Genomic DNA, 24,610 nt, shown 5'->3' on the forward strand with positions numbered 1-24,610 from the left:
TACTAAGACATACTTTCGTATTCTACAGGGGCAGGAGCAGTGGCCTTATCAAAAATTTTGGCCGTCATTACATCCTCTATTGTTACGTGAAAGAACTCTTTATGAATATCAAATGGTACAACATCAAAGTCTTCAGGATTGACACAACGACGGTATGAGCCATCTTCTTGCATTTCGTAGGTATTGACATTGTCCATCAAGTTCCATTTCAAAAGATGAATAGCTTGTTGCTTGACATGCTTGCTCACAATTTCAAAAAGAGATTCTATTCTTCTGTCAAAACTTCGTACCATAACATCGGCCGAGCCACCATAAATTTTGGGGTCGCCATTGTTATGGAAATAATAAATACGAGTATGCTCCAAAAACTCACCCACAATCGACCGCACCGTAATGTTGTCAGATAAGCCTTTTCTTTGTGGACGAATACAGCAAATACCACGAACAATCAATTGAATAGGTACACCCGCCTGCGAAGCTTTGTATAATTCGTCGATGGTGATTTTGTCTTGTAATGAGTTGATTTTGATACAAATACCACTTGCCAATCCTGCTTTTGCATTTTTGGCTTCTTGACGAATCATATCTACCAATTTATTACGCATTTCTCGTGGAGCTGTAATCAAATGTTTGTAGCTATGTGGCTGAGAATGCCCCGTAATAACATTGAAAAACTCTGAAATATCACGTGTTATTACATCGTCGGTAGTCAACAAGCCAATATCTGTATATAATTTGGCTGTATCTTCATTATAGTTGCCCGACGATAAGTGTGCATAACTTACCACTTTGTTGCCTTCATTGCGGATTACCTGCAATAGTTTGGTATGGGTTTTTAGCCCTGGAATACCATAAATTACAAAACAGCCAGCATTTTGGAGGCGAAGAGCTTCTCGGATATTATTTTCTTCGTCAAAACGAGCCTTCACTTCAAACAATACCGAAACGTGCTTGCCATTTTCGGCAGCGTGCAAAAGGGCATCGGCAATTCTCGAATTTTTGGAAATACGATACAACGTAATTTTGATTGCCAATACATGTGGGTCTTCGGCAGCTTGTTCTAAAAGCTGTAAAACAGGCTCAAAATTATTGTAAGGATGATGCAACAAAATATCACCTTGCTTCATGGTCTCAAAAATATCGTCTTGCTTCATCGACGTAAGACCAAGCGGAGGTACAGGAGCGTGTTGTACCTGTAATTTTGACTTAAACTCAGGATGTTTAATAATTTGCCAGAAAGCCGTAAAGTCAATCAGGTTATTAGAAAAGAAAATACCATCTTTTTCTAGTTTCCATCGCTTCATCATCATTTCGAGCATCCATTCCGAGCAGTCGCATTCTATTTCTACACGTGTTACACGTCCAAGTCGACGGTCTTTGATTTTCTTCTTGATTTCGTCGATAAAATCTGTTTCCGAATCTTCGTGTTCAACTACATCAAAATCTCCATTGCGGGTAATTCTAAAAAGAGCAATAGAATCAATCTCAACGTTTTTGTATAATTTCCAGATTTCATGACGGATAATTTCCTCAATCGGGAAAAACACTACTTCCTCGTCACGTTCAAAAACAAAAAAGCGTTTTAGGTTTTGAGGGATTTGTACAAAACTGATTTTTCGGCTATCGCCTTTTCCATCAGTTTTCACAAAATCTACCTCATTGTTGGGAATACGTGTTACCACCCCAAAAATCAGGGTTTTAGCCAATAAACTCGGAAAAGTGTGGGTTTGATCAAATACCATTGGCGTAAGCATTGGGTAAATAGTACGACTAAAATAGTCGGTGACCTTCTCCAATTCTTCGTTATATAAATCGCCAATTTTAATGATACGAAAGCCATTTTCGGTACAAAGAGGAACAATGTCTTCGCTATATAACCTTTGTTTTTCCTGAACAAAAGCCTGTGCAGCCGCCATAAGGGTTTTTTTGAAAGGAATTTCTCTTAAACCCGAATAGTCGCTTCGCTCTTTGCCATAGTCGATATAATTGTAAAGCGAACCCACACGAATCGAGAAAAACTCGTCAAGATTAGAGGCTGTTATTGCTAAAAACTTTAATCTATCAAAAATATTTCTGCGAGGGTCGCGTGCTTGGTCTAATACCCTTTCATCGAATTTTAGCCAGCTCAAATCTCTACTAATATAGTCTGACTTTTCTATTACGTCATAAGAACGATTTATGACTTTTTCAAGACGACGTTTTTCTTCTGGTGTTTGTTTCGAATTCATAAAATTACCCAAAAATGAAAAAAGATTCTCAACCAGAGAACCCATTTCACTGCGTTTACGATATTTTCTTCTTAGTCGTTGCATAAATTTTCAGAGGTTATACTTCAAAACCTTAACGAAAACCTTGCTATTATTATTCTTTGATTCCACCTTTAATAGCTTCGTAATCTGAGCGTAAACGCCCCATTTCTTTCACCAAAAATGTTTGAAGTTGTTCATTAAAACTTTTTTGGTCTTCTTCTGAAAGAGAGGCATAAAAATCTTTTAATTCTTGATTGATTGCCGCTCGTTCTTCTGCAGAACCAGCATTCATTGAACGAATGTGATATTGTTTGAAATTAAATTCTGGCATTGTAAATGTGGAAAAGACAAATTTAAGGTTTCTGTACCGATACTCATGTTATCAAAATGTTAAATTAATGAAAGAGAAGGCTTTTAAAAAATTTATGGAGGGAAATGTTTTATCAATTGCAGAAAAAATATCACTTTGTCCGAGTTTTTGCCATAACCTGTTGTATCGTACTTTTGCTTTTTATAAAAAATGGAGTATTCCTTGTGTTAAATAATGTCGTATTCTTATCTTATATAATAGCACTAATTTAGCGTTGGGTTTTGTTTGATTAATTATTTTTAAGTCATGTTTTTATGACTTAAAAATAATGATTGGTTCAACAAAAATACCCCTATATAGCCGAGGCCATAATAGGGGTACAAAAACACTAATAGAGTTATATGTAAAAATCAAATAGTTGCCAATTTTTTGAATATACAACCTTCTTGTTTTCTAGCGGCTGTAGTACGATACAATTGAAGCTTTTGCCAATGTATTTTGCCACAGGTAATAACCCACAATAGAAGGGTTGGTGTTTTCATCTAAGCCTAATTTATCGGTTTTGAGAGCATGTACTGTAAATATGTATTGGTGAATACCATGACCCACAGGAGGACAAGCTCCGCCAAATCCTTTTGCTCCGTAGCTAGTAACACTTTGAATTGCACCTTTAGGGCTTAATCCTTTGCTAAGGTCGCCAGCACCCGCTTTTAATTCTTTGATGTTAGCAGGAATATCAAATACTACCCAATGCCAAAAACCACTACCCGTTGGAGCATCGGGGTCATAAACCGTAATAGCAAAGCTTTTTGTACCTTCTGGAGCATTTTCCCAAAGTAACTGCGGTGAAATATTTTCACCACTACAGCCAAAGCCATTAAATTCTTGTTTTTTGGTGAATTGTCCTCCAATATCATTACTTTTTAAAGTGAATGTTTGGGCATTTACTCCTGCAAAAGCACATAATAGGAGTAATAAAAGCAGTAATTTTGAGCGTAACATAAATGTTATAGGGTTTTGATTGATAATTTTTTATGATACAAAATTATATTTTTTACCACTTATTTTACTATTGGTTTTGGGTTAATAACTTATGAAAAAAGCTCATTATACTTGTCTTGGGCTTATGCCAAATTGGTGCTTGAAGGCTGCACTAAAATTGGATAGATTTTCGTAGCCAAAATCAAAGAAAATCTCTGATGCTGTAGCTTCGCCTTTGGTCAGTATTTCTTTGGCCTTGGCAAGGCGTTTGCTTTGAAGCCACTTGCCTGGACTTTCATGATAGATTTGTTGAAAATGCCGCTTGAAAGTAGAAAGGCTCATGTTGCAGAGAAAAGCCATTTCGTCGAGGCTTAGGTTGGCATAAAGATTGTTTTCAACGACCGTTCTAAAGGATATTTCTTGGTTATTTACAGGTAGTTCTACAAGAAACTGGACAAACGACTGTCCGTATTTTTCTTGTAAATACAATAATATTTCTTCGAGCTTGATATGCAACATACGCTCGGAAACAGTAGTATTGCTATTGAGGAAATACTTGAGTGATTCAATAAAATGCAGTATGAAATCATCTTTTTCGATGATAAAAAAGGGCTTGATGTATTTTTTGGGCTTGGTATAAGTACTCGGTAATGGGTATTTCAACAAAAAATCAGCTACGTTTTTTTGCGAGAAAAAAAGTAAGATACTTTGATAAAAACGAGACTCACCCAAGCATTCCGACATCAGACAATTGCCCGAAGCCATTAGTAGGGCTTGGCTTGGGTTGATAGTTACTGTATTTTCAGAAAAATGCACCTTTTTTTCGCCCTGAACCAAGAAACTAAATACATTTTGTTGCAGGCTCACTTTGTTGTTGATATTATGCTCATTTACATGATAATCGAATATGTTTATATCATGAGGTGGATTTTGGGGAAATAGCTGATTAGGAATAATATGTAGTTCCATAGTCTTGTTATATTGAAGCAGTTTTAACGGCAATTTGGTTACAATATATAAGTTAGTAACGGCAAGGCAATGGCGATTGTTCGGAATATCTTGACCAACAAAAAAACATGAGTTTTTAAGTAATATTAAAAGAGGCCTCCTATTGGTGTTTGTTGGGATTCATAAGGTAGGCCGTCAAGTGAATTTTGATGAGGCTTATCAATTGCTCAAATGAGAGAAATTTAGGAGGTATTCATACAAAAGGCGGTCGAAAAACAATTTTCGACCGCCTTTTGTATGTTAAATGTCAGCATGACACATCTTTAGTTGCAAAGCATTGCGTCACTACTGGTAAAAAGCATCTTCAAAAATAATCACTCATACCTAAATTTAGGATGACTCATACTAGAATACTTTAGCAAAAATACTAAACGTCTACTTTTGCATATTTGGCATTTTTCTCAATAAAATCACGACGAGGAGCAACTTCATCGCCCATCAACATCGAGAACAAGTGGTCAGCCTCGGCAGCCGATTCAATATTTACTTGTTTTAGAGTACGTGTTTCAGGGTTCATGGTAGTTTCCCAGAGTTGTTCGGCATTCATTTCACCAAGACCCTTATAACGTTGTACACCAACAGCACTTTCTTTGTCGCCACCCAATTCCCGAACGGCCACATCACGTTGTTGTTCTGTCCAGCAATAGCGAGACTGCTGACCTCTTTTTACTAAGTATAAAGGAGGCTGAGCGATATAGATATAACCATTATCGACCAAATCTTTCATATATCGGAAGAAGAATGTCAAAATCAAGGTTCTGATGTGAGAACCATCGACATCGGCATCGGTCATGATGATGATTTTGTGGTAGCGAAGTTTTTCGATATTCAAGGCTCTTTCATCGCCATCTTTACCGAAGCTTACCCCAAGAGCCGTAATCATGTTCTTGATTTCTTCGTTTTCGTAGATTTTGTATTCTTGAGCTTTCTCAACATTCAAGATTTTACCACGCAAGGGCAAAATAGCTTGGTAAGCACGGTTACGGCCTTGTTTGGCTGTACCACCAGCCGAGTCCCCTTCTACGAGGTATAATTCGCATCCAACGGGGTCGCTGTCTGAGCAGTCGGCCAATTTTCCAGGGAGAGAATTACCGCCCAAAACTGTTTTACGCTGTACCATTTCACGGGCTTTACGAGCCGCATGGCGAGCTTGTGCTGCCAAAATAACCTTAGCAACAATCTGGCGAGCTTCTTTAGGGTGTTCTTCTAGCCATGTTTCGAGCATATCCGACATAGCTGCCGATACAGCACCTGAAACCTCGCCATTACCTAATTTGGTTTTGGTTTGGCCTTCAAACTGCGGCTCGGCTACTTTAACCGAAATTACGGCAGTAAGTCCTTCACGGAAGTCATCACCAGCAATATCAATTTTGAGTTTGTCCAAAGCCCCCGACTTATCGGCGTAGTTTTTCAATGTACGAGTCAATGCCCCACGAAAACCAGCCACGTGTGTACCGCCTTCTATGGTATTGATATTGTTTACATAAGAAACTACATTTTCAGAATAAGAAGTATTGTACATCATGGCTACTTGTACAGGTACGCCATTTTTGTCGCCTTCCATATAAATAGGCTCAGGGATCAGCTTTTCACGCGTTGAATCCAAGTAGGTTACAAACTCACGCAAGCCACCTTCCGAGAAGAAATCATCGCTTTTAGGAGCACCATTTTCGTCTAAATCACGAAGGTCTTTCAAGAATATTTTGATACCTGCATTCAAAAACGAAAGCTCACGCAAACGGCCAGCCACTGTTTCGTATTTGTATTCAGTTACTGAGAAAATCGTATCGTCTGGCTTGAAGTGAACGGTTGTTCCTGTACGGTCTGTTACGCCTATTTCTTTGACAGGATACTGCGGAACGCCGATTTTGTACTCTTGTTGGAAGATTTTTCCTTCACGATGAACCGTTACTTTGAGGTCGGTAGACAAGGCATTTACACACGAAACCCCTACACCGTGCAAACCACCCGAAACCTTGTAGGTATCTTTATCAAACTTACCACCTGCGTGAAGTACCGTCATTACGACTTCAAGAGCAGATTTCTTTTCTTTTGTGTGCATTCCCGTAGGAATACCACGACCGTTATCGGCTACTGTAATAGAATTATCTTCGTTGATGGTTACATCAATGGTGTCGCAATGGCCAGCCAAGGCTTCATCAATGGAGTTGTCGACAACCTCCCAAATAAGGTGGTGAAGACCTTTCACACCTGTGTCGCCGATATACATCGAAGGACGTTTTCTTACTGCCTCCAAGCCTTCCAATACTTGGATGTTATCGGCACCATAATTTGCTCTACTATTGTCTAATGGTTCTTGAATTTCTGACATATCTTCTTTGAAGTTGTTACTTTATTACGGAGTAATCGAAATGATTGAATTGCCTGTTAATGATATATATAGAAAGGGGGTTTTTACCGCCAAAAGGGGGGGCTTGGGCAGATATTGCTTTCTTCATGCGTTAGTTGCAATAATACAAGATATTTTTGGGCGTAAGGATTATGAGCCACTTTCTTTTTAATTTGCTTTAAAATGTAAAAATACGAAAAATCTATTGATTAGCCTAACGATTGTGGATTTTTCGGGGTATTTTGGGCGGAAATTTAAGGAATTTTAGCGGTCTTGACTTTGTTAAAATTACCGAAAGAATCAAACACAGAAATACAGGTTGTTTTGCCTGATAAAGTACCCTTCTTTACAACGTAAATAAGGGCAAAAAAGTATGTTTCATTAAAGCGAAAAACACCCAAAGACTTCGGGTGTTTTTCGCTTGATATAACATGTTATTACGAGGGCAATGGCTAGTGTTTGAAGTGACGAACGCCTGTCATTACCATAGCCAATCCGTTGGCATCGCAATAAGCAATAGAATCTTTGTCTTTGATAGAACCGCCTGGCTGAACCACTGCCGAAATACCTGCTTTGTGAGCAATTTCTACACAGTCGGGGAAAGGGAAGAAAGCATCAGATGCCATTACAGAGCCATTTAAGTCAAAGCCAAACTCGGCAGCTTTTTCGATAGCTTGTTTTAAAGCATCCACACGAGAAGTTTGTCCTACACCACTAGCCAATAACTGACCTTCTTTTGCCAGAATAATGGTATTTGATTTAGTATGTTTACAAACCTTCAAGGCAAATTCCAAAGCTTTCAATTCTGATTCAGTTGGAGCTTTTTCGGTCACTGTACGCATTTGAGCGGCTGTTTCAGTCGACAAATCTTTGTCTTGTTCCAGTACGCCATTCAATAATGTTTTGAACATTTTCTTACCAAAAGCTACTTCATTGCGTTTCAATAAGATTCTGTTTTTCTTGGTTTTCAAAATTGTCAAAGCCTCTTCTGTGAAAGACGGAGCAATCAAGATTTCGAAGAATAACGAGTTCATAGCTTCAGCAGCAGCAGCATCAACTTCGCCGTTGGTTGCCAATACACCACCAAATGCAGAAATAGTATCGCAAGCAAAAGCATTCAAATATGCCTGCTGAACCGTTGCCGCACTGGCTACACCACAGGCATTGGTGTGTTTGATGATTACAAACGACGTTTCTGTAAACTCATCTAATAAAGTAATACAAGCATCTACGTCAACCAAATTGTTGTACGAAAGCTCTTTGCCGTTCAATTTCTCAAACAAAGCATTCAAATCGCCATAAAAAGTAGCCGATTGGTGAGGGTTTTCGCCATAACGCAATGACTGATTTGGTAACGATTTGAAATCGTAGATATCGGTAGTATTGCCAGAAAAATACGCATGAATAGCCGTATCGTAGTGCGACGAAACACCAAATGCCAACATAGCAAAACGCTTGCGGTCGGCAAGGTCGGTAGCACCATCCTTGGCTTGCAGCAAGCCCAATACTTCGGCATATTGAGTACGTGACGAAACAATCAATACATCATTGAAGTTTTTGGCAGCACCACGAATCAAAGAAATACCTCCGATGTCGATTTTTTCGATAATATCGTCTTCTGAAGCACCGCTAGCTACAGTTTCTTCAAATGGATAAAGGTCAACAATTACCAAGTCAATAGAAGGAATTTCGAATTGAGCGGCTGTTTGCACATCACCTTCATTGTCACGACGGTATAAAATTCCACCAAATACTTTTGGGTGCAAGGTTTTTACACGACCGCCAAAGATAGAAGGGTAACTCGTAAGGTCTTCTACGGCAGTTACAGGAATACCCATTTCTTCGATGAAAGTTTGAGTACCACCCGTCGAGTAAAGTTTTACACCGTTGTTGTGGAGGAGTTCAACAATTGGAGCGAGTCCGTCTTTGTAATAAACCGAAATGAGAGCTGATTGGATTTTTTTGGATGACATTTTCTTTTGTACATTATCAGTTTATCTGCCTGTTTATGCTCGTTGTTATGGTATTTTGAGTCAAACAGATAACCTCGTCAGAATGAAAGCACAAAAATAATCAATTTTGTATTTTTCATAGTGTTTTGTATTAAATTTATGTCAAATGAATAACTATTTGTAGTTATTGCTTTTGCTTCAAAAGCAATAAGGCATATAATCTTAGAAACCCGAAAAGGTACTTTTATCCTTGGCAAAAAACAGCAAATGGAATAATTCTTGACGAGGATACTGTAGAAGCAATAGAGCATATCGCCAAATAAAGAAGATTTAATAAAGATTAGTCATTATCACGAATTATATTTGATAGAACATTTAACGCAATCGGATAGCCTCAGAATACAAGGCTATTGAGCAATATCAAGAGGTTTGGCCATACAAATCATAGCCCGATACTGCATAACAATGTTTAATTTGTTTTGTATTTAAACCACAATTCTAAAGCAATGTTTTGGTACGAAGAAGAAGTTAAAAGATTAGAAAAACAACAAACCCCACTAGTATATCAACCCAAAACAGCTTTTTATGGAAGCTCTACTTTTACGCTCTGGAGTAGCCTGTACGAAGATTTTGAGGATTTTAAGCCCGTTAATTTAGGTTTTGGTGGTTCTACATTGGCTGCATGTGCATGGTATTTCGACAGGGTTTTTACTTTGTATCCCAACATCAATTCAGTGGTAATATATGCAGGTGATAACGATTTGAGCAATAACCGCCACCCCGAAGAAATATATTTGTTTTTGTTTCAATTATTTGAAAAAATCCAAGAGCGTTATGGAGCTATCGACTGTACGTATGTGTCCATTAAGCCAAGTCCAGTGAGGTGGTATTTGAACGACCAAGTTAAATACACCAATATGATTATCAAAAATGAAATAGATGCCCGCCAAAATCCATGCTGGCATTATATAAATATCTACGATAGTTTTTTGGATTATGATAACAAACCCAATCCCAAATACTATGAAGCCGATGGATTGCATTTTAACAAATCAGGGCATAATATCCTCAAAGCGCTTTTGCTCAGGCACTTGACTTCTCGGGTGTCTTCAGATTCATCGACAACCAATACATAACTCTAAGTCGCCAACCTCAGTAACTCATGAAGAGAGCGTATTATAAGTGGTATAGTAATCATCTACAAAAAGATATGGAGCTACTGGTTTTTGGCCATGCTGGTACTCGTGTTTTGTTTTTTCCTACTCGTGGTGCAAGATTTTATGATTATGAGAACTGGCGAGTAATAGATGCCATAAAAGATAAAATTGAAGCAGGCTATATGCAGATTTTTTGCGTAGATAGTGTAGATGCCGAAAGCCTCTACAATGCCGAAAGCCCTCCCAAACAACGTATCCAGAGGCACCTTCAGTACGAACAATATATTATTAACGAAGTGCTACCTTTTACCCGTGACATCAATCCCGAAATTAGTATGATTTCGGCGGGTTGTAGCCTTGGAGCTTACCATGCTATTAATGTAGCTACCAAATACCCGCAGTTTTTTAGTAAAGTTGTAGGCATGAGTGGACGATACGATCTTACTTGGGAAGTGGGTTATTTCAGGGATTTGTTTGGGGGGTATCACGACGACGATATTTATTTCAATACTCCCTTACAGTTTATTCCCAATCTGAACGATGAAGCTATTTTGCACGAATTAAGGCGACTCGACTTTATTCTGGCTATTGGTAGGGAAGATGCTTTTCTGGAAAATAATAAGCGTTTTAGCGAAATATTGTGGCAAAAAGGTATCGAAAATAAACTTTATATCTGGGACGAAGAAGCCCACAAAGCTCGCTACTGGCGAAAAATGGTCCAGCTATATTTGTAATTTTGATGAAGAGTATGCTGTATTTGATACTGCTACAGAATAAACTTGATTGAAGTATACAATTTATAAGAATTCAGATATTTTGAACCAAGGCCTTTAAGATACCCAAGTTACGTAGTATCTTAAAGGCTTTTTAGATGGAAGCTGTCTGAGTTTTTGTAAAAAAAGTTGGCGTATGTTCAAAAACAAAAAATCCTGATTCAAAGCAGTGTTTCGAGGTATTTTATGAATCTTACCCAAAATAAGTAGTCTGATTATTAGCAATTATATACTCATAAATGCAACTATGCTTCCCAAAAAAGTACCTTCAGTTAAGGGCGTTTTTTTCTTTGGACACGCCCTGGAGTTTGGTCGTGACCCGCTCACTTTTATGCTGAATATTCAAAAGAACTATAAACGTTTTGCTCAGTTAAGGATTGTCCATCTCAAAATTAATCTGATTCTTACGGCCGAAGATGCCAAATATGTACTTCAAGAGAATAACAAAAGCTTCATCAAAGGGCGTGCTTATCGGGTGCTTAGTATGGTGCTGGGCAATGGAATGCTTACCAGTAATGGCGATTTTTGGCATCGCCAAAGAAAACTGGCTCAACCAGCTTTTTATAAACAACGCCTAGCTTTGTTGGTCGATACAATTAGTGATGAAACTAATTTGCTTATCAAAAATTGGCAAGGACAACTGGCCGAAAGCAATGGCAAAAAAACAGTACAGATTCCTAAAGAAATGATGGCCACAACCCTAAAAATTGTGACAAAAGCATTATTTGGTACTGATATTGACCCCGAAAAAATCGAACAAATTTCTTTCGATATCGACGAACTCAATGAGCTGGCTAGCATACAAATGCGAACTCCCATAAGATTACCACTATGGATTCCGTCTCGATTCAATCAACGATTCAAGACTTCTTCGAGTAGGGTGCATGCTGTTATTCAGGAAATTATATCGACACGGAGAAATATTTTGGAAAATAATCCCAATGCTGAATTTGATGACCTGATGCAGATGCTTATTACGGCCAAAGACGAAGAAACAGGCGAGCAAATGAGTGACCAACAACTCAAAGACGAAATTATAACCTTGTTTTTGGCAGGCCACGAAACCACCGCTATGGCTATGTCATGGGCATTGTATTTGTTGGCTCAGCACCCTGCTGTTGTCCAAAAAATGCGGAATGAAATTAAAGAGGTACTAGGCGACAGTACAACACCTCATTACGATAGTATGCGAACATTGCCCTATTCGATGCAGGTAATACAAGAAGTGCTACGGCTGTATCCACCCGCATGGGCATTTAGTCGGCAGGTACTCAATGACGAAGTTGTGGGCGGTTATCTGATTCCTAAAAATCAACAAGTACTGATTAATACATATATACTGCATCGCAATACAGCCTATTGGGATAATCCAGAGGTATTTAATCCCGATAATTTTTTGCCAGAAAAAATCAAAGAACGTCCAACGTATGCCTATTTACCTTTTGGTGGCGGGCCTCGTTTGTGTATTGGCAACAACTTTGCTTTGATGGAAATGCAAATAATGCTTGTAGCCCTTGTTCGTCATTTTGATTTTGACCCAATCGAAACGGTTATTCCCGAACCGCAAATAACACTTAAACCCAAAGGCGGGATGAAACTGAGGGTGTCGCAACGTTGTTAATTGTACCTGACTTTATCACACAATGATGTGATTACTTATTGGTAGTGTTTTGATTATTAGTGAGTTATGTATTTGTTGACCTTCCGTTTACTCAATTAAAAAATTTTGGAAGCATAAAATTTGTAATTTTCTGTCCAAATCCTTTCAATTCTATCCTTACTCGCTATTTGATATGAAGTTTACTTTTTAGGGCATTGTACTAATGCCCTAAAAAGCCTTCTATTCAAAAGACATCTTGATTCTTCTGCATTCTTACATTATATTGATAGATTATCACTAATTTTCACTTGAAAAGAAAAGATTCTCTATTTTGCAGATAAAATACAATCCGCAATAATTATTTAACCCTTATTAATTTATGAACAATTTTGAAGCAAAACGCCCCGAACCACAAGACCGTAATTCGTTGTATAAAATAGGGTTACTAATTGCTACGTGCATTATTATTATTTTGGCCTATATGCTTTACACCGCCACCCAAAAAACTAACAATCAAGATGTTATCATTAATCAAAAGATAGAGGAATTGACATGGGTAAGAACCCGACTTGATTCTATTTCGACCCAACTGGATGCCAAAATATCAGAGATCAAAGATTTGGGAGGTAAAGTGGAGGAGCTAGAAAGACTTAAAGCCAAATTGGCAAAAGATCAACTAGCTTTGCGAAATACAAGTGAGTTTGATAAAACTCAATACGAAGATAAAATCAACGAATATATAGCTTTATTGGCCGAAAAAGACCAACTTATTGCCCAGTTGCGTAGCGAAAATGAGTCATTGGTAAAGGAAAAAGGTATATTGGCTCAGGAAAAAGAGGGTGTTATTCGTGAAAATACAGGCTTGAAAGTCGAGAAGGAAGAGTTGTCGAAGTCGATAGAAGAGGTTTCGAGTAAAAACGAGGAGCTGAAAAAGAAAATAAGGGTAGGAGCTCAGCTAAAAGCTCAGAATATCCAAGTACTAGCCGTAAACTCGCGTGGCAAAGTCCAAGATGGTGGTAAGTACAAATCCAAAAAAGTAAGCCAATTGCTGGTTGTATTTAATTTGCCCTCTAACCCCATTGCCGACCAAAACGACAAGGAAATAATTATGAGGCTAATCGACCCCGATGGTGCTGTTATTTCTGACAGTGCTTTGGGTTCTGGTATTTTTAATTTTGAAGGAAAAGAACTGGCTTATACTTCAAAAAAAGTAATAGATTATACCAGCAATGACCAGAAAGTAGAGATGATTTTTACCAGAGGCGAGGCTGTGCCGTACCGTTCGGGCAATTATATAATTGAACTATATGCCGAAGGCTTTAAAATTGGTCAAGGAAATTTTATAGTCAAATAAATAAGAATGCCGAGCTTTGAAGTTATTTAATCTCAAAGCTCGGCACTCGTTTTTAGTAACTTATCAAGAAAACGCTGGTAAATCAAGCGTTAAATCCGCAACAAAATTGATTTGTTGCTGACAAAGAGTTGATAGCGACGAGGCTTCGATACTGCTAACTTCGCCCACCAATTGCCCAGTAAAGTGTAATGTAATAGCCTCTGCATTTTTTCTGGTTTGTACAATCAAAGGATGTACCGAACCATCAAGAGCCTTCACTATATCTTCGGCAAACTCCTTAAACATCAAATTAGTCGGTAATACATACAAGCTAGCTGTGGCGGCACTTTGGCCCGTTACAAAAATAGGAATAGGAGTATTTTCGCTAGTGGCTGCAATTTTACCATATACCTTTCTCGCTTCGGCATACGAGGCTTCTTGTGCTTCGGGGCTAAAGCCTCCAAAAACAAACGCTACCTTATTTCTGTTTTTCAAGCCTTCAATACGTTGAGCAATAGCCTTGTCGAGGGTATCGAGCAATAACTGAAACTTGATGATATTTTTGCCAGTACGGATACGTTCTCTGATCGACTGACGAATAAAATACGTAATGGCATCGGTTACATTCAAGCCAATTTCGGCCATTTGCTTGAAAATAAGCGATGTTGGTGACATACCTGGAATCGTATTGGGGTCGTGCAAAAGTACGTTGCCTTCGGGTGTTAGAAAACCGTCGATACGAGTACAAACGCCAAACTTCAGTGAGTCAAAAGCTTTTTTGACATCGGCCTGAACCTTATGAAGATTATCCAAAGAGGTTTCGATAGGAATACGCTTGCGAGTAGCCGATGACTGATATTTTGCTTTAAAATCAAATACCTCTACCGCAGCGATAATCTCGGTAGGAGGCAATGCTACCGATACGCAATCGGGCGTTTGGATTACCCCACAGCTAAATTCTTGTCCTTTTACAAAGCTCTCAAACAAGATAGCATCTTCGGCATTGCTCGAAACCAATACAGCCGTAGGTAGGTTTTCTGCAAAATGTTGATCTAATTTTTCAAGCAAAACCGCTGGATGATATATCAGTTCGTTGTTGAGGGCTACAGGCAAGCCAATACCTTCGTCGAGGTTGGCCATACGTTGTACAAACTCTTTTTTATTGGTACTTTGCCATTCGTCGAGGCTTACTTCACGAATAAAGAAACACTGTTTGATAGCCTTTTCAAAATCATTTACATCATCTTTTTTTACAAAAGCTACGCCAATCGACGAGCCTTGATGAGGAGCTTTTACTACAAACGGCAATCCAACTTGCGATTTGATAGATTCAAATAATACCGCTATATCTTCTGTATTGAATTGTTGACGGGTAAGCGTAGCTGTTTTTTTATCGAGGCCAACCGCTAGTTTTATCAAATCATTTTGAGCGATTTTATCAATCCCAATCGACGAACCCATAACACTTGGCCCAGAATAAGGAATTCCATACCATTCAAATAAACCCTGAATACTGCCATCTTCGCAGGCAGGGCCGTGCATAGCAATAAAAGCAAAGTCGAAGTAAGCCTTAAACTTATCGGGGGTAATACGAGTACCAATAGTGGCTATCATTGCTTCTAATGCCTCGTCGGAAAGTTGGCCTAACGATTCTGAATAGATTTGATAGTCGCCCTGATAAGATTGAGGCGGATAAAAATCTCTGATTGAGCTTGAATAAACCAACGCCTCGTTCAGGATAATAAAATTGCCATTACCATCAACAAAGACAGGAATAGGGGTAAAAAGTGATTTGTCAATGTTTTCCATTGCAGTTTTACCACCTGCAAAACTGATTTCACGTTCACGAGCAGGCCCGCCAAAGAAGATACCTATTTTCATTACAAAAGCCCGATTTGGTTTATCGGGAAAAACGTTGAAGATTGATATATTTGATTTGCAAGATAAGAAAATTCCCTCAGAGTGCTGGTGAACACTTTGAGGGAATATACGCTATTGCCTAAAATTATTGGCATTGCTAGGATTTGGTTCAGGGTAATTGGCAGCTAATACTTTGATGCTGGTTTTGACAACTATTCTGTAAAATCTACCTGGGATTATCATAAGCCCAAGTGTATCAATACTAAAGTTTCTTTTTAAAAATCCAGTCGAGTTCTTGGAGTACTTCAGGATTACTGGTTTTGGTTTTAACGAAAGTTTCTATATAGGCTGCATCCTTTTTATCAATATTTTTGATACCCTTACAAAATGTGTTAATCATATTAGAAGCCTGTTTGTCTTGTCCATTTTTGAACAAAACAGCCGATTCAATCCATACAAAACGGCCTAAAATAGATTGTTCGTCAATACCAATTTTTTGGAGATTGGCTCGCATCTCGGCATATTTTTCAAGAGGAAACTTTTGGCCACGACTACTATAAAGGCTATACATAATAATATTTTCGGCTACAGTTTTTACATTGGCCTTGCCGTATTTGGCATTGTATTCGTCCAGATGATTGATCATGTATTTGAAAAGTGGGTTTTCATCGTCCATAACAACTTTTTGGAGTACTACAAAATTGGTTACACTGCCTAGTTGGTCTGCCTGTTGTTTTTGAGCATATATATTCATGGCAGCAATGTTGTCGGTAGTGTCGCACAATAAGCGACAATTGTAGGCATATTCAATCAAGAAATTGTCGTCGTTCATGCCTTGCTTAAAATAGTTTTTCCACGAAGCCGATTGCATTTGAGGGTTCAAGGCTCTTTCGGCCATGTTGTTGATATAGGCCTCATTATTTTGTTCATCGCCAGCCGATTGGATATGCAAAAGGTTTTCGTCTTTGTCCCAAAAAGTCATTAATGGAGTCGATAACACATAGATATTGTGTTTTTGGCGAAAAGCACGAGCCTCGGGCGAGTTCACTTCTAGCTGATACGAAATAAAGCGTTGGTTATAGAACGCCCCCACTTTGGTATTGCTATCGAATGTTTTTTTGAAGTTTTCGCAATGAGGACACCCAATGGCATAGATTTCGACAAACAAGGGTTTGTTTTGAGTTTTGGCCAATGCAAAGGCCGATTTGAGCGTTCCTTTAAAAAAAAGGATACCTTTTTGTGAAAAACCTTGGGTACTCAAAAGTATTAAAAGAGAAACAAAGGCGATTTTTTTCATTGCTGAAAGTTATATTAATGGTGAACTGTATGTAATATATATGCAAGATAAAACTTCGTTGCTTGAATGACAAGGGTATAGGGTATTGGCCCACAATAGTGTTATTTAATTGAATATCTGTAGCATTGTGCCTTACAAAACGAACAGCCCCTGCAAAGTAGTTTGCAAGGGCTGTAGCAATGGTATTTGTGATTATAGACTAATAGCTTCAACTTTGACAATCTCAGGAACTTCTCGACGGATAGTATCTTCGATACCAGCTTTAAAAGTCATAGCAGACATAGAGCAAGAGCTACAAGCTCCTACAAATTGTAAGCGAAGAGTGAGGTCGGGTGTAACTTCGATAACCTCGACATTGCCTCCGTCTGCTACCAAATAAGGACGAATTTTATTGAGTGCAAGTTCTATTTTGTCCGATAATGAATGTTCAAGCGTTGTTTCCATGATATATTGTTGTACTACAAGGGTTTGGCTATTGGCCAAAACACTCTTGTTGTTTGAGTTGCTATAGTAAAGTAAATACAAATATCGACATATTTTTTACTCTAGTAGCAAATTTATACTTTTAATTGTACAGGAGTAGTTTTTTCTTGATTAGCATTTCTGATGGCTACTTGCTGAGCTAAGTTTTCGGCAACATCTCTGAAAGCTTGTGCTGTAATGGTGTTGTTCATGACAGCAGGTTTTCCTTCGTCGCCAGCTTCACGGATACCCTGTACAATCGGAATACTCCCTAGCAATAGGGTATCGTATTTGGTAGCTAGGTTTTTGCCGCCATCCTGGCCAAAGATATAATATTTGTTTTCAGGAAGTTCTTCAGGCGTAAAGTATGCCATGTTTTCTACAATTCCCAAAACAGGCACATTAATCTGAGCTTGTCTAAAGAACATCAAACCTTTGGTAGCATCGGCCAGAGCAACTTTTTGAGGGGTTGTTACAATAACAGCACCCGTTACAGGTACAAGCTGTACCAGCGACAAGTGAATATCGGAAGTACCAGGAGGGAGGTCGATAAGCAAATAATCTAATTCGCCCCAGTGGGTATCGCCAAAAAATTGGCGAAGAGCCTGCGTAGCCATTGGCCCACGCCAAGGTACAGGGTTATCTTGTGGAGCTAAGAAGCCCATCGAAATCATTTTGATACCATACTGCATGATTGGCTGAATCATGTTTTTGCCATCGATTTGCTGAACCATCGGTTGCATATCTTCAGCACCAAACATTACAGGAATAGAAGGCCCTGAAATATCAGCATCGATAATCCCCACTTTAGCTCCCGATTGTTTAAGAGCAACCGCCAAATTGGCCGTTACAGTCGATTTACCAACGCCACCCTTGCCCGAAGCAATAGCAATAATGTTTTTTACCTGAGGGAGTAAGGTAGAATTGCCAAAACGAGTTGTGGTAACATCGGCAGTCATGTTAATCACTACACGGAGGTCGGCATCTACATACTGATGAATAGCATTTTCACAGTCTTTTCTGATTTTTTCTTTTAAAGGACACGCAGGCGTAGTAAGCACAACCGTAAAACGTACCTCGCCAACACCTAGCTCGATGTCTTTAATCATATTCAGGGTAACAAGGTCTTGCTTGAGGTCTGGTTCTTGTACCTGAGACAAAGCCTGAATAATGTCTTCTTTTTTAATTCTTAAATCGCCCATTTTGTATAGTAATAAAAGACAGAGTATTCTGTCAAGAAAAATCGCTACGGAGGAAATCTCCACAAGATGTATCAACATCTCATAAAATAACCACAAAGATAGGTTGTAAGTTTCTTTAAGCCTTGTGAAGTACCGAGGAATTTGAGAAATGAAAATGGCTTAAATCACAAAGGACTCAACAAGTGAGTCCTTTGAAGGGAAAATAGGAGTAGAGACTATTAACTTTAAATGCTTTTGAGGTGTACTCATACCAAATATTATTTGGAAATCAAATTTCAATATTAATAAACAATTCTAAAAATTATTTACGTGGACAGGTTTATAAATAGGGTCAACAAGTCACTTTTCTGTATGAACTATTTTTCTGAAAATACGCCAAAAAAACAGAGTAATTAACTTAGGTTATGAAATTGAGAAAATGATTGTTTTTTTGATGGATTGGTCTTTCCTTAATGGTAAATTTGGGAATGAATAATAAATCAAGGTCCTTTTGGATTTATATTTTAGTTTGGTTGCTCTATGTAGTTTGTGAAGCGGGGGTATATTATGGCCTCAATGAAGTACCATTTAACCTCAACTCCAATGCACAGATTATTTTGCATTGTTTGTTTAAGCTTTTGGTATTTTTCTTGATGGTAAAATATGTATTATCCGATACGCTTTTACAAAACTCTATATTTAAGCTTGGGCGTCGTTTAGGCATTGTGATTGTATTGATTGTATTATGGTCGTTTATGGTTCATTGGGCTATTTTACCCAATTTTTTTCAGCAATATTACAATTCAAACTGGCGGAAAGACTTGTGGTTTCATGCCAGTACTTATACTGTTATTATATCGTGGGCTTTGGCTTTTTGGTATGCACGGGGCTTTTTTGAGCAAGAACGAAAGCAACGTGAAGAAACATTACAAAAAGAGATTTTGGAGAAAACCATGCGTCAAGCCGAGTTGCTGAGTTTGAAGCAGCAGATTAGCCCTCATTTTTTTTATAATACGCTTAATTTCTTTTATGCTCAATCGGTACAATATTCCGAAAACCTTTCGAGGGGTATTATGTTGCTTTCCGAAATTATGCGATACGCCATCAAAGACGACGATGAGGAGGGTAAAGTACATTTGAGTAAAGAAGTAGGGCAAATCAAAAATTATGTAGAGCTTAATCAATTACGATTTGACAACCGCCTGTATGTTCAGCTAGAAATAAAGGGAAATTTGGAATACCGCCGAATCATGCCCCTAATCTTGCTTACGTTTGTAGAAAACGCCTTTAAATTTGGCGATTTGAGTAAGCCAGAGACTCCGCTTCTCATCGAAATTTCGGTACGAGAAAACCATTTGACATTTAAGACTTATAACAAAAAATGTTCTGATGCTAAAAAACAATCTGGAGGAATTGGCCTTACCAATACCCGAAGGAGGCTCCTACTTGCTTACCCCAATAGACATACTTTAACAACAGAGGATGAAGGGGAGTTTTTTAGTGTAGAGCTGCACTTAGTACTTTAAAAATACCTAACTAGAATGTTAAACTGTATAATCATAGATGATGAACAAGCTGCCGTTGATGTATTGACAAACTATGTCAATAGATTACCTCAATTAAACCTAGTGGCCTCTTTTACAAGTCCTGTAGAAGCCCTAGATGTAATTAGAAATCAAGTGATTGATGTGGCCTTTGTAGATATAAGAATGCCTGAGCTGTCGGGCATAGAGTTGATGAAGTTGGCAGGTAGTCAGTGTAAATTTATTATTGCCTCGGCTTATGAAGAATATGCTTTGGAGGGCTACCAATACAACAATATTGATTATCTTGTCAAACCTGTACCTTTCGAGCGTTTTGTACAAGCTATACACAAACTCCAGTCGATTTTGAACCCCAATAGCGAGGCAGAGCGTAGTGGCAATGCCGATGATTATGTTTTTATAAAAACTGAAAGCCGTATTCAGAAAATAGCCTTGGGCGATATATTATTTGTAGAAGGATTGGGCAATTATGTAACAGTGCATACTACCAAAGGCAAATTTGTAGCCTTACTCAATGTCAAGGATTTAGAGGAGGCTTTATCGCCCGACCTTTTTTTGAGGGTACATCGCTCTTATATTATCTCGTTGGGCAAAATAGATTTTGTAGAAGGTAATCAGATTTTTTTGGATAATGACACCTCAATTCCGCTTGGCGATACCTATCGGAATCAACTTTGGACAGCCTTGGATAAGAAAATTATTACAGGAAGAAAATAAAATCGGTATTCTTTCCGAACTTTGTAGAGTAAATAACTCCCAAAGAAGGAACTATCCTCCGATTTTTGAGAGTTTACTCTCTTAGGTTGGCTTTTGGCCAGCCGTGGGCATTCTAAAATTTTTGTATAACCATTCTCCAATCAATGACTATTCCCCAACGACCGTATCTCGTAGGTATTACTGGTGGCAGTGCTTCGGGCAAAACCTTGTTCCTGAAGCGATTGCTTGAAGCTTTTCCAGAAAACGAAATTTGTTTGATTTCTCAAGACAATTATTATCGCCCACGCAATCTTCAATTGAAAGATGAAAATGGTGTTGAAAATTTTGACCTTCCCGAATCAATAGATGGAGAGGCTTTTGCCCACGATGTTGAGTTGTTAAAAAAGGGTCAGGTAGTGTATAAAGAAGAATATACATTCAATAACAAGGCCGTACAACCCCAAATGTTGTGTTTTAAACCCGCTCCTATTGTAGTAGTAGAAGGTATTTTTGTGTTTCATTACCCACAGGTATCTAACCAGCTCGACCTCAAGGTGTTTATTGATGCCAAAAACAAAATCAAACTCAAAAGACGTATCAAACGTGATGCCGAAGAGCGTGGCTACGATTTAATGGATGTGATGTATCGCTGGAAAAACCACGTTTCACCAACTTACAAAAAGTTTATTAAGCCGTACAAAAAAGTAGCCGACATTGTTATTCCCAACAACCAAAGCTTCGAAAATGGTCTTGATGTATTGATTGGATATTTGAAAGCCAAAATTCATCATCGGTAAACTTTAACAACATTAAAAAGCCCACCAATCACAGCGATTGTGTGGGCTTTTGTTTGCTAAAACATATATGTTAAAGCAAGCTTACCAAAGAAGGGTGTGCCAGCTGTAAAATGTATCTCATTTACTGGACTTGCTTCATTTTTTAGCTGACTCTCAGTTGCAAATTGGGTTTCTTTCCATTTGGTATTTGCTAAGTTCTGAATAGATAAGCCTATGTTATATTTTGTTTTGGTATAATTGAGCTGTAGGTCGGTAACAAAATACCCTTTAGCCACAATAGAATTATCTTCATTGGCAGGGCGGTCGGCCATATATCGGTAGCGTAGCGAACCATTCCAGCCTTTTGATGTCTGAAAGCTCAAGCCTCCTGTAGTGGTAGTGGTAGGTGCCAAGGGCAAAAAAGCCTGTAGTTGGTCGACATCAATGGCTCTGGGTTTGGTCAAATTTAGGTCGGCGTCTGCATAAAGCCATTGATTGATTTGATAACGCAAAGATACATCGATACCCATTCTTCGGGTTTTGCCACTGGGTTCTACTACGGCTTCGTCGCCAACATATACAAACTCTTGATTGAGCCACAAATACCACGCCGCAACATTTACGAATAGTTTGGGCAATGGCTTGAAAATAACACCTAGGTCAGAGCCATAGGCCGCAGGTAAAATTTCTTTGCCTTGTGTAGCTACAACAACACGGGTATCGTTTGAGTGAAAGCCTTTTCCTGTATTTAAGTATACTTGCCACGAGCTATTGGGGGTATAATACAAATTCAACTTTGGGCTCAATATACTGGCATTGGCTTTGAGAGTATATTGGCTGGAGTCTTGCAAGGAGTTGTTGTAAGTATTATTGAAAATATCGTACCTAAGGCCAATATTCATGCTGAAATAAGAAGAAAACTGGAAGTTATGGTCAAGGTAAAAGCCAATATTTTGTTCATTGACTTTCCCCAATTTGAGTGAATCTGTGATTTCTGTACGGTTTTTGGTACGTGACAGCTCTAGGTTATTGATAAAGTCTTGGCGGTAATTAATACCCACAGTAGTGTGTCCAAAATCTGTTTGACCAAACGAATAACTACCATTATAACCCATCAAATTACGATTTTCATGTTGTTTGATTTGGTCGCCATTAATAGGGTCTTCTTTGAAAAATGTAAAGTTGGAAAATAACGTAAAGTTGTAGTTTGAATAAAACACTTGATTTTTGAGCATATTTCCATTTGGTGTTTTGCTTACCAATTCGGCATTGAAGTTGGTACGGCTGGTTTCGCCCCCTTCGGTATCGTCGATTGCCCCATAAAAAGAAATAAGCCCCGAATCTACAGCTCTATCTGGAATTTGGCCAGAGTGATTCCACTTACTCCAGAATGTAGATGCCGTTAAAGTAAGGCGATTGTTGGTATTGAGCTGGCTGTTGTATTTGCTTACTACATTGAGTCTTTTAAAATGCTGTGGCGAATCAAAATAGCTATCAGAATAGTTATACTCAGAGGCAATATAGGCCGATTCTTTTCCTTTATTGGCTTGGGTATTAATCAAATTAAATGCTCCTAGTGTACGGTAAGTATTAAATTGTCCTGCTTCTATTTTGATGATATTTTTGTCTAAAACATCCTTGGTTTTAAAATCTACCCAGCCTGCTGTGGTAAAGTTACCTTTGTCGGCATAATATGGCCCTTTTTTGAAATTTACTTTTTCTACCAATTCAGGAATCACAAAATGTAAGTCGGCATAACCTTGCCCGTGGGCGTGCGACACCATGTTGACAGGCATACCGTCTACACTTAAACGAATGTCTGTTCCGTGGTCGAGGTCAAAACCTCGCAGAAATATTTGTTCGGCTTTTCCGCCACCTGCATGTTGTCCGATAAATAACCCAGGAACCATTCTTAAAATTTCCTGAGAGTTATTGATAGGCCGAAGCTTGATGTCGATGTTGTTAATAATTTGTTGATAATGTGCCGATTGCGGCTGTATGGTTACTTCGTCGAGCTGTACTGGAGCCGATTCCAGTAAAATACTAAGGCTTTGGGTTGTAATATTTTTTTGCGTAATAGTCTTAAAACCAACGTGTGATACCTTTACTTCAATATTTTTTTCGGGAAGGTTCTTCAACTTAAACTCGCCCAAAGCATTAGTAATGGTATGAAATTGTTCATTGACAGACACTATTGCACCCTCAAGAGGTTGTTGTGTGGCTTGGTCAATAACTTTTCCTTTGAGGCTTCGGTTTTGACTTATGACGAAACTACTAAGAAGTAAAAAATAAGATAGAATAAATAATTTTTTCATAGGTTTTCTCCTGTATGCTACAAAAGCATATAGGGTTTTAGTTGTTTGAATGTGATGGAATTTGTATCGGTAAAGATACCATTTTATAAGAATATATGTAGTTGCTTGCTATCCTGTATAACTACCTTTTTTGCTTTCTTGCTTAGACGCTATTGGGTAAATAGTGATTTGAGGAAAAGGTAAATATTGGATCAGATAATAGATTTGTAATAGCGATTTTTGACAATTAATTAGTATTAGTCTTTTTATACAATATCCCTCCTGAAGGATATTGTATTGATTATAAGTTTGTTATGGATATTTTCAAAACAGGTGTTGGTTTCTTCAATCGAGGAGTATTGTTAGATAGAAGCCTTGTATTATTAAGTTTTGCGAAAAAATATAAAATAGCGAAATTTCGCTTGTTTTTTATTTTAGAATTTTATAGATTTGATTACTTATAACAAAACAACATCAAATCATGGAAAACTTAATCAATAAAATTGCTTTACATCGTGAAAAGCTAACCACATTAGGTGGTTCTGTTCGTTTTGATTTACCCGAAGGGAGTATTCATATTTGCCCGAAAGGGCATGTCAAAGACGATTACCAAACAGCAGACTGCTCTTTCAGAACCACATCTACGGTTTTGCAATGCTTGATTGATGGGCATATCGACCCTATGAGTGCGGTAATTACAGGCAAACTCAAATTTGCAGGCAATGTGATGGTAGCCCTAAAACTTAAAGAATTGTTTAGCTAATGAGAGCGGTAAAAAGAACCATAA

The 24,610-nt window shown here is 38.2% G+C and carries 19 protein-coding genes; 8 read left to right on the forward strand and 11 right to left on the reverse strand.

Translation table 11 applies throughout. The features are described 5' to 3' along the window. Positions 1–2 precede the first annotated feature (2 nt). The 6 genes from ppk1 to purH form a co-directional block, all read right to left on the reverse strand. Entirely contained in the window at positions 3–2,228 is a 2,226-nt protein-coding gene (gene ppk1, locus FLEMA_RS73435; RefSeq protein ID WP_052354233.1) for a polyphosphate kinase 1, read from the reverse strand. 133 nt (positions 2,229–2,361) lie between these two features. Then, entirely contained in the window at positions 2,362–2,580 is a 219-nt protein-coding gene (locus FLEMA_RS0149870; protein ID WP_026997963.1) for a hypothetical protein, read from the reverse strand. Positions 2,581–3,012: 432 nt separating this feature from the next. Beyond that, complete coding sequence (locus FLEMA_RS73440) at positions 3,013–3,561, reverse strand: YbhB/YbcL family Raf kinase inhibitor-like protein (protein ID WP_044173332.1); 549 nt, start codon at positions 3,559–3,561, stop codon at positions 3,013–3,015. Positions 3,562–3,666: 105 nt separating this feature from the next. Then, positions 3,667–4,509: a helix-turn-helix domain-containing protein gene (locus FLEMA_RS0149910; protein WP_026997095.1), complete on the reverse strand. Its 843-nt coding sequence runs from the start codon at positions 4,507–4,509 to the stop codon at positions 3,667–3,669. Between the two features lie 406 nt (positions 4,510–4,915). Beyond that, positions 4,916–6,880, reverse strand: a complete 1,965-nt coding sequence (gyrB, locus tag FLEMA_RS0149920) for a DNA topoisomerase (ATP-hydrolyzing) subunit B (RefSeq protein ID WP_044173334.1) — start codon at positions 6,878–6,880, stop codon at positions 4,916–4,918. Between the two features lie 470 nt (positions 6,881–7,350). Beyond that, positions 7,351–8,871, reverse strand: a complete 1,521-nt coding sequence (gene purH / locus FLEMA_RS0149940; protein WP_026997964.1) for a bifunctional phosphoribosylaminoimidazolecarboxamide formyltransferase/IMP cyclohydrolase — start codon at positions 8,869–8,871, stop codon at positions 7,351–7,353. Between the two features lie 485 nt (positions 8,872–9,356). On the opposite strand from purH, the gene FLEMA_RS73445 reads away from it, so the two are divergent. The 4 genes from FLEMA_RS73445 (at position 9,357) to FLEMA_RS73460 (ending at position 13,734) form a co-directional block, all read left to right on the forward strand. After that, the gene (locus tag FLEMA_RS73445; RefSeq protein ID WP_044173336.1) at positions 9,357–9,986 is read left to right on the forward strand and encodes a GDSL-type esterase/lipase family protein; all 630 of its coding nucleotides are present in this window, start codon (positions 9,357–9,359) and stop codon (positions 9,984–9,986) included. Between the two features lie 26 nt (positions 9,987–10,012). Then, positions 10,013–10,741, forward strand: a complete 729-nt coding sequence (locus FLEMA_RS73450) for an esterase family protein (protein WP_044173338.1) — start codon at positions 10,013–10,015, stop codon at positions 10,739–10,741. A gap of 286 nt (positions 10,742–11,027) precedes the next feature. After that, a complete protein-coding gene (locus tag FLEMA_RS73455; protein WP_044173339.1) occupies positions 11,028–12,401 on the forward strand; it encodes a cytochrome P450 in 1,374 nt (457 codons plus the stop codon). A gap of 358 nt (positions 12,402–12,759) precedes the next feature. Beyond that, positions 12,760–13,734 (forward strand): DUF8428 domain-containing protein, encoded by a 975-nt coding sequence (locus FLEMA_RS73460; protein WP_052354234.1) that lies wholly within the window; start codon positions 12,760–12,762, stop codon positions 13,732–13,734. A 63-nt stretch (positions 13,735–13,797) separates the two neighbouring features. Here FLEMA_RS73460 and FLEMA_RS73465 read toward each other — a convergent pair whose 3' ends face one another. The 4 genes from FLEMA_RS73465 to FLEMA_RS0150075 all read right to left on the reverse strand — a co-directional run bounded on the left by FLEMA_RS73465 (position 13,798) and on the right by FLEMA_RS0150075 (position 18,534). Continuing rightward, positions 13,798–15,594 carry a D-alanine--D-alanine ligase family protein gene (locus FLEMA_RS73465; RefSeq protein WP_081681379.1) on the reverse strand — a complete coding sequence of 599 codons (1,797 nt, stop codon included), beginning with the start codon at positions 15,592–15,594 and terminating at the stop codon, positions 13,798–13,800. Positions 15,595–15,835: 241 nt separating this feature from the next. Beyond that, positions 15,836–16,870 carry a thioredoxin family protein gene (locus tag FLEMA_RS73470; RefSeq protein ID WP_052354235.1) on the reverse strand — a complete coding sequence of 345 codons (1,035 nt, stop codon included), beginning with the start codon at positions 16,868–16,870 and terminating at the stop codon, positions 15,836–15,838. A gap of 192 nt (positions 16,871–17,062) precedes the next feature. Further along, positions 17,063–17,314: a NifU family protein gene (locus tag FLEMA_RS0150070; RefSeq protein ID WP_026997102.1), complete on the reverse strand. Its 252-nt coding sequence runs from the start codon at positions 17,312–17,314 to the stop codon at positions 17,063–17,065. A 113-nt stretch (positions 17,315–17,427) separates the two neighbouring features. Further along, positions 17,428–18,534, reverse strand: a complete 1,107-nt coding sequence (locus FLEMA_RS0150075) for an Mrp/NBP35 family ATP-binding protein (RefSeq protein WP_026997103.1) — start codon at positions 18,532–18,534, stop codon at positions 17,428–17,430. Positions 18,535–19,001: 467 nt separating this feature from the next. On the opposite strand from FLEMA_RS0150075, the gene FLEMA_RS76290 reads away from it, so the two are divergent. The 3 genes from FLEMA_RS76290 (at position 19,002) to FLEMA_RS73485 (ending at position 21,550) form a co-directional block, all read left to right on the forward strand. Then, positions 19,002–20,039: a sensor histidine kinase gene (locus FLEMA_RS76290; protein WP_159102723.1), complete on the forward strand. Its 1,038-nt coding sequence runs from the start codon at positions 19,002–19,004 to the stop codon at positions 20,037–20,039. 15 nt (positions 20,040–20,054) lie between these two features. Continuing rightward, the gene (locus FLEMA_RS73480; RefSeq protein ID WP_044173341.1) at positions 20,055–20,774 is read left to right on the forward strand and encodes a LytR/AlgR family response regulator transcription factor; all 720 of its coding nucleotides are present in this window, start codon (positions 20,055–20,057) and stop codon (positions 20,772–20,774) included. Between the two features lie 143 nt (positions 20,775–20,917). After that, a complete protein-coding gene (locus FLEMA_RS73485; protein WP_044173343.1) occupies positions 20,918–21,550 on the forward strand; it encodes a uridine kinase family protein in 633 nt (210 codons plus the stop codon). A 56-nt stretch (positions 21,551–21,606) separates the two neighbouring features. Here FLEMA_RS73485 and FLEMA_RS0150150 read toward each other — a convergent pair whose 3' ends face one another. Next, the gene (locus tag FLEMA_RS0150150) at positions 21,607–23,844 is read right to left on the reverse strand and encodes a TonB-dependent receptor (RefSeq protein WP_026997107.1); all 2,238 of its coding nucleotides are present in this window, start codon (positions 23,842–23,844) and stop codon (positions 21,607–21,609) included. A gap of 460 nt (positions 23,845–24,304) precedes the next feature. Between FLEMA_RS0150150 and FLEMA_RS73490 the strand changes: the two genes are divergently transcribed. Beyond that, a complete protein-coding gene (locus tag FLEMA_RS73490) occupies positions 24,305–24,586 on the forward strand; it encodes an SCP2 sterol-binding domain-containing protein (RefSeq protein ID WP_044173346.1) in 282 nt (93 codons plus the stop codon). Positions 24,587–24,610 lie beyond the last annotated feature (24 nt).

It is taken from the genome of Flectobacillus major DSM 103 (genome assembly GCF_000427405.1).
In the GTDB taxonomy this organism is placed as follows: Bacteria; Bacteroidota; Bacteroidia; order Cytophagales; family Spirosomataceae; genus Flectobacillus; species Flectobacillus major.